Source organism: Ideonella sp. (genome assembly GCF_044358605.1).
Lineage (GTDB): Bacteria > Pseudomonadota > Gammaproteobacteria > Burkholderiales > Burkholderiaceae_C > Ideonella.
Window position 1 is genome coordinate 43,726 of the sequence record NZ_JBIKNQ010000008.1, and the last position, 16,249, is coordinate 59,974.

At 64.2% G+C, this 16,249-nt stretch carries 15 protein-coding genes; 5 read left to right on the forward strand and 10 right to left on the reverse strand.

Annotation, left to right across the window (positions count from 1 at the left end; all coding sequences use genetic code 11):
* The first annotated feature begins 2 nt into the window (after positions 1-2).
* The 3 genes from ACIQ3Q_RS04615 to ACIQ3Q_RS04625 are packed head-to-tail and all read left to right on the forward strand — an operon-like array spanning position 3 to position 4,596.
* A complete protein-coding gene (locus ACIQ3Q_RS04615) occupies positions 3-2,711 on the forward strand; it encodes a glycosyltransferase 61 family protein (RefSeq protein ID WP_396267815.1) in 2,709 nt (902 codons plus the stop codon).
* Positions 2,708-3,817 carry a DegT/DnrJ/EryC1/StrS family aminotransferase gene (locus tag ACIQ3Q_RS04620; RefSeq protein ID WP_396267816.1) on the forward strand — a complete coding sequence of 370 codons (1,110 nt, stop codon included), beginning with the start codon at positions 2,708-2,710 and terminating at the stop codon, positions 3,815-3,817. The genes ACIQ3Q_RS04615 and ACIQ3Q_RS04620 overlap by 4 nt, the downstream gene beginning before the upstream one ends.
* Positions 3,814-4,596, forward strand: a complete 783-nt coding sequence (locus tag ACIQ3Q_RS04625) for a methyltransferase domain-containing protein (protein WP_396267817.1) — start codon at positions 3,814-3,816, stop codon at positions 4,594-4,596. The genes ACIQ3Q_RS04620 and ACIQ3Q_RS04625 overlap by 4 nt, the downstream gene beginning before the upstream one ends.
* Here the strand turns inward: ACIQ3Q_RS04625 and ACIQ3Q_RS04630 are convergent, their stop codons facing one another.
* Genes ACIQ3Q_RS04630 through lpxA form a run of 3 tightly spaced genes read right to left on the reverse strand, consistent with a single transcriptional unit; the run spans position 4,597 to position 6,780 of the window.
* Positions 4,597-5,019, reverse strand: a complete 423-nt coding sequence (locus ACIQ3Q_RS04630; RefSeq protein WP_396267818.1) for a sugar 3,4-ketoisomerase — start codon at positions 5,017-5,019, stop codon at positions 4,597-4,599.
* A gap of 1 nt (position 5,020) precedes the next feature.
* On the reverse strand, positions 5,021-6,007 hold the full coding sequence (locus ACIQ3Q_RS04635; RefSeq protein WP_396267819.1) for a GNAT family N-acetyltransferase: 987 nt from the start codon (positions 6,005-6,007) through the stop codon (positions 5,021-5,023).
* Complete coding sequence (gene lpxA / locus ACIQ3Q_RS04640) at positions 6,004-6,780, reverse strand: acyl-ACP--UDP-N-acetylglucosamine O-acyltransferase (RefSeq protein ID WP_396267820.1); 777 nt, start codon at positions 6,778-6,780, stop codon at positions 6,004-6,006. Before lpxA ends, ACIQ3Q_RS04635 begins: the two co-directional genes overlap by 4 nt.
* Before the next feature lie 164 nt (positions 6,781-6,944).
* On the opposite strand from lpxA, the gene rfbA reads away from it, so the two are divergent.
* Together rfbA and ACIQ3Q_RS04650 are read left to right on the forward strand one after the other, a co-directional pair.
* Entirely contained in the window at positions 6,945-7,835 is an 891-nt protein-coding gene (rfbA, locus tag ACIQ3Q_RS04645) for a glucose-1-phosphate thymidylyltransferase RfbA (protein WP_396267821.1), read from the forward strand.
* Positions 7,836-7,842: 7 nt separating this feature from the next.
* Positions 7,843-8,805: a GDP-L-fucose synthase family protein gene (locus ACIQ3Q_RS04650; RefSeq protein WP_396267822.1), complete on the forward strand. Its 963-nt coding sequence runs from the start codon at positions 7,843-7,845 to the stop codon at positions 8,803-8,805.
* A 67-nt stretch (positions 8,806-8,872) separates the two neighbouring features.
* Here the strand turns inward: ACIQ3Q_RS04650 and gmd are convergent, their stop codons facing one another.
* The 7 genes from gmd to ACIQ3Q_RS04685 form a co-directional block, all read right to left on the reverse strand.
* A complete protein-coding gene (gene gmd / locus ACIQ3Q_RS04655) occupies positions 8,873-10,003 on the reverse strand; it encodes a GDP-mannose 4,6-dehydratase (protein ID WP_396267823.1) in 1,131 nt (376 codons plus the stop codon).
* A gap of 91 nt (positions 10,004-10,094) precedes the next feature.
* Positions 10,095-11,912 carry a cation acetate symporter gene (locus ACIQ3Q_RS04660; protein ID WP_396267824.1) on the reverse strand — a complete coding sequence of 606 codons (1,818 nt, stop codon included), beginning with the start codon at positions 11,910-11,912 and terminating at the stop codon, positions 10,095-10,097.
* Complete coding sequence (locus ACIQ3Q_RS04665; protein ID WP_396267825.1) at positions 11,909-12,217, reverse strand: DUF485 domain-containing protein; 309 nt, start codon at positions 12,215-12,217, stop codon at positions 11,909-11,911. Before ACIQ3Q_RS04665 ends, ACIQ3Q_RS04660 begins: the two co-directional genes overlap by 4 nt.
* A gap of 205 nt (positions 12,218-12,422) precedes the next feature.
* Positions 12,423-13,481, reverse strand: a complete 1,059-nt coding sequence (locus tag ACIQ3Q_RS04670; protein ID WP_396267826.1) for an AraC family transcriptional regulator — start codon at positions 13,479-13,481, stop codon at positions 12,423-12,425.
* 192 nt (positions 13,482-13,673) lie between these two features.
* Positions 13,674-14,156: a DUF333 domain-containing protein gene (locus tag ACIQ3Q_RS04675; RefSeq protein WP_396267827.1), complete on the reverse strand. Its 483-nt coding sequence runs from the start codon at positions 14,154-14,156 to the stop codon at positions 13,674-13,676.
* Positions 14,157-14,377: 221 nt separating this feature from the next.
* Positions 14,378-15,415 carry a peptide-N-glycosidase F-related protein gene (locus ACIQ3Q_RS04680; protein ID WP_396267828.1) on the reverse strand — a complete coding sequence of 346 codons (1,038 nt, stop codon included), beginning with the start codon at positions 15,413-15,415 and terminating at the stop codon, positions 14,378-14,380.
* 93 nt (positions 15,416-15,508) lie between these two features.
* Entirely contained in the window at positions 15,509-16,126 is a 618-nt protein-coding gene (locus ACIQ3Q_RS04685) for a hypothetical protein (RefSeq protein ID WP_396267829.1), read from the reverse strand.
* Positions 16,127-16,249 lie beyond the last annotated feature (123 nt).

Consider the following 16,249-nt stretch of genomic DNA (forward strand, 5'->3'; position numbering starts at 1 on the left):
CCATGCCTGACACCCTGGACCTGCCAGCCCGTGTGGCCGCTTTGGCGGCACACACCGGCCGCCCCTTTCCCGGTGTCGATGAGCTGCGCGCCAAGCTCCAGAACACCCCCGCCTTGCCCACACCACGGCGGCGCCTCGCCAAAGGCTTGGTGGCCTGGTGGCGTGAGAGCGAAAGCCCCCCGCCCGAACTGACCCTCTTGGTGGCCGAGGCCATTGCCTGGGCTTGGCAAGACCAGACGGATGCCGAGTGCCTGGACAGCGGCCTGTTGCCGGTCTACCTGCGCGTGCTGCGTCAGAGCCAGCAGCACACACTCCTGTTGAGCACCTTGGAGCGTTGGCCTCGCCGCCCCGAGCCCGAAGACGCCTGGCTGCCCGCCGCCGTGGCCGGCCTAGCCCACTGCGCGCGTGCCAGCACCGATCTGGGCAGCTTGCGCCGCGTGGGTCGCTTGCTTGCGGCGTGGATGAGCACCTCAGACACCACCAACTGGCTGCCACGCTGGCCTGCGGCCAGCCAGCAGGCACTGGCATCCGCCTTGTTGAGCACTGGGTTGCTCAGTGGCATGGCGCTGTTCTTCAGCGCCGAGCCTGCGCCCGAGATTGACGCCGATCTCACCGCCCGCCTGCTGCAGACCCTGGCGCAGCACCTGGGTGGTGCCACCGTGCGGCCCTGGGCCCAACGCGCCGTGGACCTGCACCCCACCCATCCCAGCGTGCGAATGGCGCTGCTGCAGGCCTGGGCCCATTGCGGTGCCAGCCTGACAGAAATGGCCCCACTGGCACAAGGCGTGGACATGAGCCACCCCAGCGCCGCAACGTTCTTGAGCGGCATGGCCACCTGGGCCTTTGAGTCCGGCCAAGCGGCTGTGGCGCGGGACACCTTGCAAGCCCTGGAACGCCTAGGGCCTCTGCCACCCGCCAACGCGAACCAGTGGCAGCACCTCAGCGTGAAGCAAGCGGCGCCAACGCCGACGGTCGATCCGCCGGACTTGAGCGCCCTGGCGCCCCTCGCTGCGGCCCTGGCTCCGCTGGGCGACTTGCTCAAGACGGCGCCCCTGCATGGCAGCGCCTGCAGCGCAACAGACCTGCGCTTGCAAGGGCTGGCTGCGCTGGCGCATTTTGAGCGCCACGCCCCCACACGGCCTGCGCTGAGTGCGGCCCAAGTGGTGGGTGCGGCCAGCACCTTATGGACCGTGGCCAATGCCGGCGCCTTAGAGCTGCATCATTGGCAAGGCGTGTTCCCCTTTGACTTTGGGCCTGACATGGGGTGCATCGACCCAGTACGCGCCAGTGAGCAATGCCAAGCCGTGCTGGCTCACTTGCTGAGCCTGTGCCGACAGGCCTTGCAAGGGCTGGAGCAAGGCGACGGCGCGCAAGTCCAGGAGATCCTGCGCTTGGCCCGCTGGCAGTGCGAAGCCCAATGGGCCCTGGGCCAAGCCCGCCAAGCGCTGCAAGACATCACGCAACTCCAAGCGCAGCTCGCCCCGCTGGGCGACTGGGGGTTTGGGGCGCTGCGCGAGCGCTGCGCCCTGGAAGCCGGCGACACCCTCGCTGCACAGGACGCACGCCAACACTTGCCCCTGGCAGTGCAAAGCCGCGCCTTGCCCGCCCGCGAATGGGCCGATTGGCTGGCCGCGCAAGGGGCGCGTGAGCAACGCTTGTGCGCCGACCCGGCGCTGCCTAGCAGCTGGAGCATTGCCAGCCCAGACGGTAGAGTGCGAGCCGCACACTTCGCCACCTTGCCCGCGCAGCTCAGCAGCGTCCAGCTTCAAGGTTTGCAGGTGCGACATGGCCACCTGCTGCTGACGGCGGATGGCGGCCTGCTGCTGCCCCATGCCTGGCACCGCCAGATGGGCGCGTTTCCCTTCCCACACCCCGACTTGCTCAGCCGAGGCCTGGGCGCCGCCACGCTGCGCGAGCCCCCCAGCATGCAGCGCGTGAGTGAGCCACTCTTGGTGCTGGCCAATCTGGACGCCACCTTCCACCGCAACTACTACCACTGGATGGTGCTGACGCTGGCACGCTTGCACTGGGCTGCCTCGCAAGGCCTGCTGCACGGCCGCCGCGTGCTGCTGCCTGCCGAGCTGTCCGGCTGGATGGTCCAAAGCCTGAAAGACGCGGGCACCCCGCCGGAGGCGATGCGCCTCTACCGACAAGATGAGGCCCTGGTTTTGGATGATGCGCTGGTGCTCTCGCCGCAAGAGTGGGCCAGCGCCACCCAGATCGACGCCCTGCGCCACACCCTGTGGCGCGCCGCCGGGCTGAACCCGGCCGATCCGCCCCCACCGCAGCGCCTGCTCTACCTGACTCGGCGCGGCGAGCTGCGCCGGCCCTTTGCCCAAGAGCAGGCAGTGGCCGACATCGCCGCCAGCCTCGGCTTTGAATGCGTAGCGCCGGAGACCCTGAGCTTGTTAGAGCAGGTGCGGCTGTTCGCCCAAGCCCGCGGCATCGCGGGCCCTCCAGGTGCTGCTTTCACCAACCTGATGTGGGCACAGGCCGGCACCAAGGTGCTGACGCTGTTCAAGGAGGAGATCAACGGCCCGACCTTTCTGGACCTGTCCTTCATCCGCAGCCAGCAGCACCGTTGGCTGCAAGGCCGCAGCCGGCCGGGCTTTGAGCACACCTCGGTGGTGACCTCGCCCTATGACATTGACCTGGGGCTGGCCGAGCGCGAACTGCGCTGGGTGGCCGCAGCAGGAGACCCCGCCCCATGAAGGTGCCATTTCTGGACTTGCAAGCCCTCTACCTCGAGGACGCCGCCGCGTACGACGCGGCCTATCACCGCGTGATGGACAGCGGGCGCTGGATCTTGGGGCCGGAGGTGAGCCGATTTGAAGCCGCCTTCGCGAGCTACTGCGGCAGGCGCCATGCGATAGGCGTGGGCAACGGCCTGGAGGCCCTGCGTTTGGCCCTGGTGGTAGCAGGCATTGGCCCCGGCGATGAGGTGATCGTGCCGGCCCACACCTTCATTGCCACCTGGCTGGCGGTGCAGCAGTGTGGCGCAACACCCGTGCCCGTGGAGCCCGAGGACGGCCGCTTCAACATCGGGCCAGCAGGCGTGCGGGCCGCCTTGAGCGCACGCACGCGCGCGGTCATCCCGGTGCATCTGTATGGCCATGCCGCCGACGGACCCGCCTTGGAAGCGCTGTGCGCCGAGCATGGGCTGGTGCTGATCGAAGACGCCGCGCAAGCCCAGGGTGCGCGCTGGGGCGAGCGGCGTGTGGGCACCTTTGGCCAGCTCAGCGCCTTCAGCTTCTACCCTGGCAAAAACCTGGGCGCCTTTGGCGACGCGGGGGCCGTACTGACCGATGACGACGGCCTAGCCCATGCCCTGCGCCAACAGCGCAATTACGGCAGCACCCAGCGCTATGCCCACGAGAGCCTGGGCACCAACAGCCGGCTTGATGAGCTGCAAGCCGCCTGGCTGCAGGTGCGCCTCGCCAAGCTGGACGCGCACAACGCGCGGCGCTCTGAAGTGGCCGCGCTGTATGCAAGGCATCTGGCCGACCTGCCGGGCTTGCGCCTGCCCGCTACCGCGCCAGGCAGCCAGCCGGTGTGGCATGTGTATGCGGTGCAGACCGCAGCCCGCGAGGCCTTACAGCACAGCTTGAGTGAGCAAGGCGTGGAAACCCTGGTGCACTACCCTCGGCCCGTCTACGGCTTTGCGCCCTTTGCCGCCCACCGGCCGGCGGCCCACACCCACAGCGACGAGATTTGCGCGCAAGTGCTGAGCCTGCCCATGGGCCCGCACCTCAGCGATGCACAGGTGATGCAGGTCTGTGCCGCGGTGCGCAACTTCTTTGAAGCCCATCCCGCATGAGCAGCCCACCCCAAGGCAAGGCCTTGAGCGCCAACGACTATGCCGCGCGCCACGATGCCGAACTGGACTTTGAGTCGGTCTGCCTGCAAGCGCGGCAAGAGCACAACCTGCGCTGGCTGCTGCAGCACCGCCCAGCGCGGGTCTTGGAGGTGGGCTGCGGCCCGGTCTTGCTCAGCACGGCGGCCCGCGCTGCGGGCTGCGACTTCACCCAATGGGTGACGGTGGAGCCGGCCACGGCCTGGGCCGCGCTGGCCGCCACAGCCGCCCATGAGTGGCCGGCGTTGGCGGTGGTGAATGACTACATCGAGCAAGCCGGTGCCGCGCTGGAGCGCCTGTGCGGTGCGGCCCCATGGGCAGACATGGTGGTCATCTCCGGCGTGATCCACGAAACCGCCGCCCCCGAGGCCTTGCTGCAAGCCGCTCTAGCTCCCCTCAAGCCGGGCGGCTTGGCCCTGATCAGCGTGCCCAATGCCCATTCCTTTCACCGCCTGCTGGCGGTGGAGATGGGCTTGGCCGAGGCGCCAGAGGCCTTGTCCGAGCGCAACCGACAGCTGGGCCAACCCCGGGTCTTTCGCCCGCAAGACCTCCGCGAGATGACCGAGGCTCAGGGCTTGATTGAAGTGGCCCTGGAGGGCTACTTGTTCAAGCCCTTCACCCACCCGCAAATGACCGCCGTAACTGGCGGCTGGAGCGCGCGCCAGATCCAAGGCTTGATCGAGATGGGGCGGCGCTTTCCTGAGCAAGCGGCAGAGATCGCGCTCTTGGCGCGCAAGGGTTGATCAGGCTGGGCGCCCGGCCCGCACCCAGGCCATGAAGTCCGCATGCTCGCGGATGTAGTCCGACTCCTCAAACAGCTCAGAGGCCAACACCAGCAAGCAGGCATTCGACGAAAAGCCATGCAGCTCGCGCCAAACCCCCGGCACCATCAGCAGGCCTTCATTAGGGTGGCGCAAGGAGACGATGCGCTGCTGCTCGCCATCATCAAGGTGCACATCGAAAGAGCCTGAGATGGCCACATACAACTGGCGCAACTGGCGATGCGAGTGGCCGGCCCGGCTGGCCCGCGAGGGCACGTCGTAGGTCCAGTAAGCACGCTTGACCGGAAACTCGAAATCCACGCCAGACTCGACAAAAGAGATGGAGCCGCGATGGTCGTAAATGGTCCGCAACTCGACACTCTTGCAATCATTCACATGGGCCATGTCAGACGCCTCCTTCACAGGGCAACAGGTAGTGGTCGTGGACCACGGTACTGGCGCCGAAACTTTCTTTGTAAAAACACAGGCCCTCATTGAGCACCTGTCCAGCGGCCTCGTTGGAGTGACCGAAGTCAAACCAGCGGCCTGCGGACTGGGCCTGCTCAATGGCCTGCTCGATCAATTGGTCCAGCGCCGCACAGCGCCGCGCTGCCGGACTAGCGGCCATGTACTGCACATGTGAGACGGTGGCGGTGTCGAACAGCACCATGCCGGCAATCACGGCGTCACCCTGCCAGGCCAGGCGCAGCTGGATGTGGCCTGCAAAGCGCTGGGCCAGCATCAGCATTTCCTCTAGGCTGTGCACGGGCGCACTGTGGTGGCGAGCACTCAGCTCCACTGTCAACAGCGCCCAGAAGGCCGCCCAGGCAGCGGGCTCGGCCGCGCCTTGCACCCGGGCCAGGGTGAGCCCGCCTCGGCGCCGCAAGGCCCCAGACAAGGGTTTGCGCCGCCCCTTGGGCCAATGCGCCGAGCTGGGGCCAACCACGCTCAACACCTCACGCCGCACCAACTGGGCCTGGCAGCGAAACAGGGCGTAGCGGTCGTCCTCGCAGGGCAGTTGGTGATAGATGGCCGGCACAGTCTTGTAGAGCAGGCTGCGCAGCCCTTGGGCCGCCAAATGGCGCTGCAAAGCCTGCATCAGTGCCAACAGCGCGGCAGCGCCCACAGGCTCAGCCAGCACCAGGCCGCCATAGCTGAGCCCGCCATGACTGAGGCACTGGTCGCCCTCGGCATGCGCCGGCAGCAGCGCCAGCAGATGATCACCGCGCCACACCAGCAGGGAAGCGTCGTCAAAGCGATGCGCGTGGTAATCCATGAAGCCACGATCGAACAAGAACGTCCCGTTGACGCTGCGGGCGACAAAGGCATTCCAGCGCTCCAACTGAGCGGGCGCATAGGCTTCAAAACGAAAGTCGTCCGCCCTGCCCGTCAACGCAGCACACCTCGTGTCGTGCCCTCGGCAAAGGCAATGATCTCGCGCACTTGGGGCTGGTCGCCCCATTGCTGCTTGAGTTGTTCGAGCACCGACTGCGCGGTACGGGTGTGGTCCCGCCAGAGTTGCATCACCTGCCGCAGGCGCTGTAGATCGGCCTTAACCAAGCCGTGGCGCTCCAGGCCAATCAGGTTGACACCATGCAGATAAGCCGGGCACGCTGTGCCAAAGGCCACCGAGTAGGGCAAGACATCTTGGGTGATGGCAGCATGGCCGGAGACAAAAGCATAGGCACCCACCCTCACAAACTGCTGCATGCCCACCATGCCGGAGATCACCGCATGATCACCGATCTGGCAGTGGCCCGAGATGCCGCAATAGGCGGTGATGCGGCTGCCGGTGCCCACGTGCACATCGTGCGCCAAGTGGCTGTAGGCCATCACCATATTGTCATTACCCAGGCGGGTACAGCCATCGCCCCGCACCGTGCCGCGATGGATGGAGACGTACTCGAAGATTTGATTGCGGTGGCCGATCTCCACCCGCGTGGGCTCGTTTTGGTAGCTGGGGTCTTGTGGCCGGCCGCCGATGGCCGTATGCGCGCCAATGTGGTTGTCAGCCCCGATGCGGACATCACCATAGACCGCCACGCCGTTCATCAGCACGGTGCGTGGGCCGATGTGAACCGGGCCGTCGATGACGCACCAAGGGCCGATCTCGGCCGTGGGGTCGATGTGGGCGTAGGCGGAGATGACAGCGGTGGGATGGATCATGAGGACATCAGCAAAGGTTGGCGAATGATGCCCTGAGCCGCAAAGATTAGGCAATTGGCACATGCGCGCTGACGGCGAACTGACGGGGGATTGACATTTGTGCCTTGGGATGGAGGCGCCACTCGGGCCACAATCCGAGCAAGACCATTCACGCAGAGGATTTCATGAGCACAGCAACACGCAAGGGCATCATCTTGGCGGGCGGCAGCGGCACACGACTGCACCCGGCCACCTTGGCCATCAGCAAGCAGTTGATCCCGGTGTATGACAAGCCCATGATCTACTACCCACTGGCCGCGCTGCTGCTGGCGGGTGTGCGTGAGATTTTGGTCATCAGCACCCCGCAAGACACGCCGCGCTTCGAGCAACTGCTGGGCGACGGCTCTCGCTGGGGTGTTCAGTTGAGCTACGCCGTACAGCCCAGCCCTGATGGCCTGGCCCAGGCCTTTTTGATCGGCGAGCGCTTTTTGAATGGCGCGCCCAGCGCTCTGGTCTTGGGTGACAACATCTTCTACGGCCACGATCTGGGCCGCCGCCTGGAGGCCGCTGCAGCGCGCACCCATGGCGCCACCGTGTTTGCCTATCCGGTGACCGACCCAGAACGCTACGGTGTGGTGGAGTTCAACGCCCAAGGCCAGGCCGTGAGCCTGGAGGAAAAGCCCATCGCGCCCAAGAGCCGCTATGCCGTGACCGGCCTGTACTTCTATGACGAGCAGGTGGTGGACCATGCCAAGGCCTTGAAGCCCAGCCCCCGTGGCGAGCTGGAGATCACCGACTTGAACCGTCGCTACCTGGAGGCCCAGCAGTTGGATGTGCAGATTTTTGGCCGTGGCGATGCTTGGCTGGACACCGGCACCCACGACAGCCTGCTCGAAGCCAGCGCCTTTGTGCAGACCTTGGAGAAGCGCCAAGGCCTGAAGGTCTGCTGCCCCGAGGAGATCTGCTGGCGCAAAGGCTGGATCAATGACGCACAGCTTGAAGCCTTGGCCACCCCGCTGGCCAAGAGCGGCTACGGGCAGTACCTGCTGAAGATCCTGAAAGAACAGGTGTTCTGAGGCGACCATGAGCACACCTCTGACTCGCGTGTTTGTGGCCGGTCATCGCGGCATGGTGGGCTCGGCCGTGGTGCGCGCCTTGCAGGGTCGGGCTGTATTCGTGTTGCGCGGTCGCGAAGAGCTCGACCTGAGGCGCCAAGATCAGGTGGCCGCCTTCTTCCAAGCCGAGCGGCCCGAGCAAGTGGTGCTGGCCGCCGCCAAGGTGGGCGGCATTCATGCCAACCACACATACCCGGCGGATTTCATTCACGACAACCTGGTGATCGCCAGCACCGTGATCCACGAAGCCTGGCGCGCCGGTGTCAGCCGCTTGGTGTTTCTCGGCTCCAGCTGCATCTACCCCAAACTGGCGGAGCAGCCGTTGAGCGAAGAGGCCCTGCTGACGGGCCTGCTGGAGCCCACCAACGAGCCCTATGCGATTGCCAAGATTGCGGGCATTAAGCTGTGCGAGAGCTATCGGCGCCAGCATGGCGCCGATTTCCGCAGCCTGATGCCCACCAATTTGTACGGCCCCGGGGACAACTACCACCCGCAACACAGCCATGTCATCCCGGGCCTGCTGCGGCGCTTCCACGAGGCCAAGCTGACGGGGGCGGCTGAAGTCGTCGTCTGGGGCTCGGGCCGCCCGCTGCGGGAGTTCTTGCATGTGGACGACTTGGCCCAGGCTTGCTTGGCCGCCTTGGACAATCCACGCGCCACTTGGGAGGCCCAGGCGCCCGCGACACGCTCGCACCTGAATGTGGGCAGCGGCGAGGAACTCAGCATCGCCGACCTGGCCGCACTGGTGGCCCACACGGTGGGCTATAACGGCCGCCTGCGCTTTGACGCGCAACAACCCGACGGCACACCGCGCAAGCTGTTAGATAGCAGCCGCCTTCGCGCACTGGGTTGGGCACCCAGGGTGCGATTAGCGCAAGGCTTAGCCGCCGCCTACCAAGACTTTTTGCAGGGCGAGGCCCGGTCGGTGTAGCGCTCACGGCCCTCGCCTGATCTGCGCCACAACCCCGCACAGCTTGGTCAGCGCTGGTGCGTAAGGTCTATTCGAAGCGCCGGTTCACCGTAAAGCCGGCGTCGCGCACCACCTGCTCGCGGCGCGCCTGTGCCAAGTCATGCGTCACCATCTCGGTCACCAAGGCCTCAAAGCTGACGGAAGGCGCCCACCCCAACTCGGCGCGGGCACGGCTGGCGTCGCCCAGTAAAGTGTCCACCTCGGCGGGCCGCCAGTAGCGCGGGTCTATGCGCAGCAGCACCTGGCCCACCGCGGCCGACAAACCCAACTCATCAGCGCGTGGCGTGCGTGCGGCGACCAGCCCCACTTCGTCAGGGCCGTGGCCTGAGAAGCTCAGCACCAAACCCAGCTCAGCGGCGGCCTGCTGCACAAACTCGCGCACGCTGTGCTGCTGTCCGGTGGCGATGACATAGTCGCGTGGCTGGTCTTGCTGCAGCATCAGCCACTGGGCGGCCACGTAGTCGCGGGCATGGCCCCAATCGCGGCGGGCGTCGAGATTGCCCAGGTACAGGCACTCTTGCAGCCCCAAGGCCACGCGCGCCAAGCCCCGGGTGACTTTGCGGGTGACAAAGGTCTCGCCGCGTTGCGGGCTCTCGTGGTTGAACAAGATGCCGCTGACAGCAAACAGCCCCCAAGCTTCTCGGTAGTTGACGGTGATCCAGTGGGCATAGAGCTTGGCCACACCATAAGGGCTGCGCGGGTGAAACGGCGTCTGCTCGGTTTGCGGCGTCTGCTGCACCAGGCCAAACATCTCGGAAGAGCTGGCCTGATAGAAACGGGTCTTGGCCTGCAAGCCGCAAGAACGGATGGCCTCCAGCAAGCGCAGCGTGCCCAGGGCATCGACATTGGCGGTGTACTCGGGGGCTTCAAAACTCACCGCCACATGGCTTTGCGCACCGAGGTTGTAGACCTCATCGGGCTGCACCTCGGCCAGGATGCGCGTCAGGTTGGCCGCATCGGTCAAGTCGCCGTAATGCAAGATCAGGCGCCGCCCGTCCACCTGCGGGTCTTGGTAGAGGTGGTCGATGCGGTCGGTGTTGAACAGGCTGCTGCGGCGCTTGATGCCGTGGACGATGTAGCCTTTGGAGAGCAATAGCTCAGCCAAATAAGCCCCATCTTGACCTGTGATGCCGGTGATCAGCGCTGTTTTGGTGCTCATGAATGGAAAACTCGCACGGACCGTGAAGTGCGTGCGAGTGTAAGGGGGCGGGACGGGCTCTGCCCGTCCCTTGAGGCGCTGACAGCGTCGATCAGTGACCGCTGGCGCCCGATGCACCCAGGCCGGTTTCAGAGCGCACTTGCTGCGCTTCGAAGTCAGCACGCTCCTTGGCGGCTTGCGGGCTCTTGTCCAAGATCGAGAACAGCCAGATGCCGACAAAGGCGATGGTCATGGAGAACAGCGCAGGCGAGGTGTAGGGGAACCAAGCCGAGCCCTTGGGGTTGCCCAGCGTGGCTTCCCACACCGAGGGCGACACCACCGTCAAGGCCACCGAGGAGAACAGGCCCAAGAAGCCACCGATCACCGCACCCTTGGTGGTGCAATCCTTCCACAGCACGCTCATGAAGAGCACCGGGAAGTTGGCCGAGGCTGCAATGGCGAAGGCCAGCGACACCATGAAGGCGATGTTCTGCTTCTCAAAGACAATGCCCAGGGTCACCGCCAGCACGCCGAGCGCCAAGGTGGTGATGCGCGAGACACGCAACTCCGCCGCACTGTCAGCCTTGCCGCCCTTGAACACCGTGGCGTACAGGTCGTGAGACACGGCAGAGGCACCCGACAGGGTCAAGCCAGCCACCACCGCGAGGATGGTCGCGAAGGCCACCGCCGAGATGAAGCCGTAGAACACGTCGCCGCCCACCGCCTTGGCCACCAACACCGCCGCCATATTGGCCGTGCCTGCGCCGCCCTTGATCACGCCCTTGGCGGTATCGGCGAACTCAGGGTTGGTCAACACCAGGGTGATGGCACCGAAGCCGATGATGAAGATCAGCACATAGAAGTAGCCAATCCAGGTCGTGGCCCAGAACACTGACTTGCGGGCTTCCTTGGCATCAGGCACCGTGAAGAAGCGCATCAGGATGTGGGGCAGACCGGCCGTACCGAACATCAAAGCCATGCCGAAGCTGATGGCCGAGATCGGGTCCTTGATGAAGCCACCAGGGCCCATCAGCGCCAGCCCCACCGTTTCAGGGTTGATCGCCACGGCCTTGGCCATGGCGGCAGACGCTGCAGCCGCCGCTTCAGGCGTGGCTGCAACTGCTGCGGAAGCCGCCGCCGCGGCAATCGCCGCCTCCTTGCCGGTGGCTGCAATCGCGGCCTTGACGGCCACGCCCTTGGCGAACAGCGCTTCCGGCGAGAAGCCGAACTGCGCCATCACCATGAAAGCCATGAAGGTCACACCGCACAAGAGCAGCACGGCCTTGATGATCTGCACCCAGGTGGTAGCGGTCATGCCACCGAAGAGCACGTAGACCATCATCAGCGCGCCGACGATGACCACGGCCATCCAGTATTCCAAGCCGAACAAGAGCTTGATCAACTGACCAGCACCGACCATTTGAGCGATCAGGTAGAAGGCCACCACGACCAGCGTGCCCGAGGCCGCAAACGCGCGGATCGGGGTTTGCTTAAAGCGATAACCGGCCACGTCGGCAAAGGTGAACTTGCCGAGATTGCGCAGGCGCTCCGCCATCAAGAAGGTGATGACAGGCCAGCCCACCAAAAAGCCGATGGAGTAGATCAGGCCGTCGTAACCCGAGGCCATCACCGCAGCGGAGATGCCGAGGAAGGACGCCGCCGACATGTAGTCACCCGCAATGGCCAAGCCATTTTGGAAGCCCGTGATACCGCCGCCGCCGGTGTAGAAATCAGCCGCAGAGCGTGTCTTGGAGGCTGCCCATTTGGTGATCCAGAGCGTGCCGGCCACAAAGGCACCGAACATGCCAATCGCTGTCCAGTTGGTGGCTTGCTTGGCCGCTTGTCCCACATCGGCGCCAGCCGCGTAGGCACCAGCGGTCAAGCCCGCCAAGCCAACGACGGCCAACAACGTTTTAAGAAGTTGACTCATTTGGTGGCGTCCTCAAGAATCTCTTTAGTCAGCTTGTCGTATTCACCGTTGGCACGGCGCACATAGATGCCCGTGATCACGATGGTGAAGACAATCACGCCCATGCCGAGCGGCACGCCGATGGTGGTGACACCGACGCCCAGAGGCTGCGCCAGGAATTCTTTGTTGAAGGCGATGAGCGCGATGTAGCCGTAATAAACGACCATCATCAGCGCGGCCAGCCACCACCCAAACGCACTGCGCTTGGACTTCAGCAACTGGTACTTGGGATTGGCGCGGATGCGCGCCACCACGGGATCAGTCATGAGTCTCTCTCCATGTCAAAGATCAGCGGTCGCTGAATGTCCAGCGACCATGCACACCCGAAAGAGGTGTGGACCTTGAAGGAAAGTGTCGGAGCTGCGACTGACCTGCGCCTGACCAGTCATGCTGCATTGCAGCAGTATTTTCACCTAGGAAATAAAGTAAATTTAATGCAGTGCACCATGAAACTGACACCACACTGTCAAGTTAGTTCTTGCGCGCTCGGGTGTCCGTTGGTCGCTCACCATAACGCTGTAAATAAGCACTACTGAACTTGCTGGCGTTCTGAAACCCCCAGCACAGCGCAATGTCACGTACCAGCAGCTGTGGCTTGCTCTTGATGTCCTCTCGCGCCCGCTCCAAGCGGATGTCACGCAGGGCCGCGTAGGGGGTTTGCCCCAGCGCTGCGCTGAATTGGCGCGTCAAGGTACTGACGCTGAGATGTGCTGCCTCGGCGATATCTGCCAGTCCGATGGGTGCATCCGCATGGGCATGCATATAGTCCAAAGCCCGCCGTATCGCGGGGACCATTGCGGAAGCTGCACGCGGTGGGCGCCCTCCCAGCCGGGCGTGCTCAGTGAGCAAGGTCAAACCGATCATGTCGGCCCAGCGGCGAAACATCATGGCCGCCCCGGGTGTGCCTGCGGCGGACTCCAGCAAGGCTGCGGCCTGCGTGGCCATGAACAACACGCGGCGGGCTAACGACGGCGCCAGCAAAGGCTCAAAGCGCAGATGGCGCCCATCCAGGCCAGGCTGCCACTCCGCCGCCAGACGAGCCATGTCGCTCTTCAGCAAAAAGACCTCCACCATATGGAAGCCTGCGGGCAAGCGGCTGTGCTCCAAATGCGCGGGGTCAACCAAGGCCCCTGCACCGGCGGGAATGGTCAAGGTCTGCCCCTGCAAACGCATGGTGATATCGCCTGCGAGGGGCAAACCGATGGAGTAGCTCAGCGGTGCAGCTTCCGGTCGCTCAAAGTCGATGATCAGCTCGAAATCCGAAGATCGACTCTCCCCCACAAAACACTGCGGAAACCTGGAAGAGGGATGCTCGCTGTAGGGCAGACCGTGACTGTCTCGGTGGACCACCACCGTCTGTGTCAACGCAGCATGGCCACCGCGTTGGACCTGCACCTCTCGCCGGGACACGGGGGCCAGTGCATTGAGTCGCTCAAAGTAGGACTCCACGCCGTCCGCCGAGCCCCAGGCGCGCTCGAATCCACAGGGCAAGAAGGCCCGCGACGCGCTACGCCAAGAAGTCAGCTGCACTGAGCCCATGTGATCCAAGGTTCCCAAATCCACCGAGACGGTGCGCCCCACCTCGGGGTGGGGGCATGTCAGGTGTGATTGTGAGGGCAGCGACCGCATGGGACCAGCGCAGGAAGGGGAATCACCACACAGTTCTGATCCAGACTTTCCCGAACTGCGCCCCCTCAAGGCGGGGCGGGGCGGGGTCACCCGTCAGCGGAGATTGGGCTTGAAGCGCATCACCGTGGTTAGGTCCACCCCGCGTGGCGTGCCCGCTTGGTTGTAAAACAGCGTCCACTCTTCCATGAACGAACCATCTTCAAACATGCACATGCCCGACTGGCCGCCACCGGGCTTCAGGCTCCAGCTGCCATGGAAGGCGGGCGCCGCGCCCAACTGCAGGCAATAGTCCTTGGCCGGGGTGGAGTTGAACTTGCCATCCCAGGCTGGCTTGGCATAGTAGGCCAGGGCCGCCAGCGTGGGCTTGGCCGCATAGAGCGTGGCGAGATCCACCAAGGCGTGACCAAAGGGGTCCGACCCAGAGGCATCGGGGTAGTTGCAGACATGGGCCCGCTTGGCAAACTCGTGGCCCCCACTGTCGTAGAAGCGATAGGTTTCAACCTTGCCGCCCGTGGATTTGCAATAAGCCACTGCCGTTTCACTGACAGCCTGCGCTTGCGCGGACAGCGGGACCATGCCTGCAGCGCAGATCACCCCCAAGGACATCAAGCCAGCCCACAGAAGGGACTTGCGCGGCTGATGAGAGCACCCAACGACGTCATGTGACACAAGAACTCCAAAGGTGAATGTTCAGTGCTTGCAATTTAGGGCATGCGCACCACCGGGACTGCTCCACGCGCAGCAGCGCTGCTCCAAAAGCGGCAATCCGCATTCGGCGCTGCCGCAGGCTCGGGCCCTCAGTGGGGCAACAAGGTGATGGAGGTCCGGTAGTAAGACCCCTCAGGTACCCGCGCGTCACCCATGCCCAGGCTCACAGTGTTCTCGGGCAACAAGCTCACCTTGAAGGCTCTTGCAGCCACGAGGGCACCAGGGCACCAATTGCGCGGATTGCTCGTCTTGTTGTTCAAGAAAATGAAGGGATTGCCATCCGGGCTGTACTGGCGATAGCGCTTGCAGTCCACCATCGTGCTGAAGCTACCGACCACATTGCCGTTGAGGGTCAGCGTGTCGTTCGTGTGCTTGTACTCGTCACCGCCATTGGCGGCACCATGCCCACTGACAATCACCACGGCAGTGCCCGCACTCGCTTGCGCCAAGCGGGCGGCGCCGGCCACCGGCACGGCCGTGTAATCTCCAAATGGAACGGGCATGGCTGCCGTGCTCTTGAGCTTGGGCGTGCCACGCGTCGACGCCAGATCCAAGGAGTAACGGAAGCCCACAGCACGGAACTCCGGTGTCACATCACGGTTTGTGCAGGGGTCACCGGTATAGGGATTAGATCCGCCGTCAATGCCAACCCAGACATCGAGGTTGGGGTTGCGCATCAGGCCCGCAAACGCCGACAGATCGGCATCCGGGAAGGTGTAGGTGGCCTTGACGCCATTCCAGTAATTGCTGAAGGGTGTGATCCAGCGCGCCACCTCGGTGATCGGATCACCGTCCGACAAAGGCACCCCCACTGGCTTGACAATGAGGAACATCGCCCCCAGGCGGTCATAGTTGTCGCATTGGGCGTGATAGGTCACCCGCGCTTTGAGGTCGCTGCCGATCAAGGCACGTTGCGCACTGGTGAGTTGGGTGACAAACCGTGTGCCGTTTCTTTGCATGACCACCCCTGGTGGTGGGGTGTAAGCGGGCGGTGTGCTGACGTAAATGCCGAACATGGGCAGGTCAGAAAACACATTGAAGGTGCCGGGGGCGGCCATCGCACCGCCGACGGACAAGCCCAGCAGCGCTGTCGCTGCCAAACGCTGCATGCAAGAAGATGGGGTCATGACAAACACCTCGAGAAGGGCAGAGGGCAGGCTGCGCCTCATGCGGCGCGGAAAGCGGCTTTGAGGGCCCTCACCATCAAAGCCACTGTCGCTTTAGCGGCGTGTCGTGGGGAACGGGTTCTTCCACTGCAGCACTGTACCGAGGTCAATGCCACGCAGTGCCCCATTTTGCATATAGGTCAGTCCCCAAGCGTCAATGACCGAACGGTCCGAGAAGACACACATGGGTCCATACCAATCTTCCACGGGCTTGACCTGCCACTGCATACCGCGGCCATCTAACTCGCCCGCCTGATCCGTCGTACCCCCCAACTGCTGGCAGTAGACCTTGGCTGGGTTCATGCCCGGCTGCATCTTCGTGGTGTCGAAGGGCACACGTTTGTAGTAGGCCAAAGCGGCCAGCGTGGCGCGTGTGCTGGCCAAGGTTTCAAGGTCAACAGTGATGCTGCTGTTGTAGCCATCACCACCGGGGTCGCCCCGGTATTGGCAACTGCGCAGTGCAGCGCCGAACTGTTCGCTCCCCGCCCAATAGTGCCAGGTCAGCACCTTGCCCCCGGTCGATTTGCAATAAGACGCCGCCGACTCGCTGGCGGATTGCGCCTGTGCGGGCTGCGAGAGCAAGCTCGCCGCCAACAGGGTGCCAACGGACATCAGGCTGGCGCACGCCAACGAGGCCAGGGGGCGAAAAGGCTTGGTCTGGTTCCGAATCATGTTTGTCTCCGAATAGGGTTGGAACAAGCCGCAAAGTCTAGAAAGGCCCGGGTTCACGCAGTGCCCTAAAAAGTGCAGCGCTGCTCCTAAATCCGCAATCGGAGCCGATGGAGGGCCTATCAT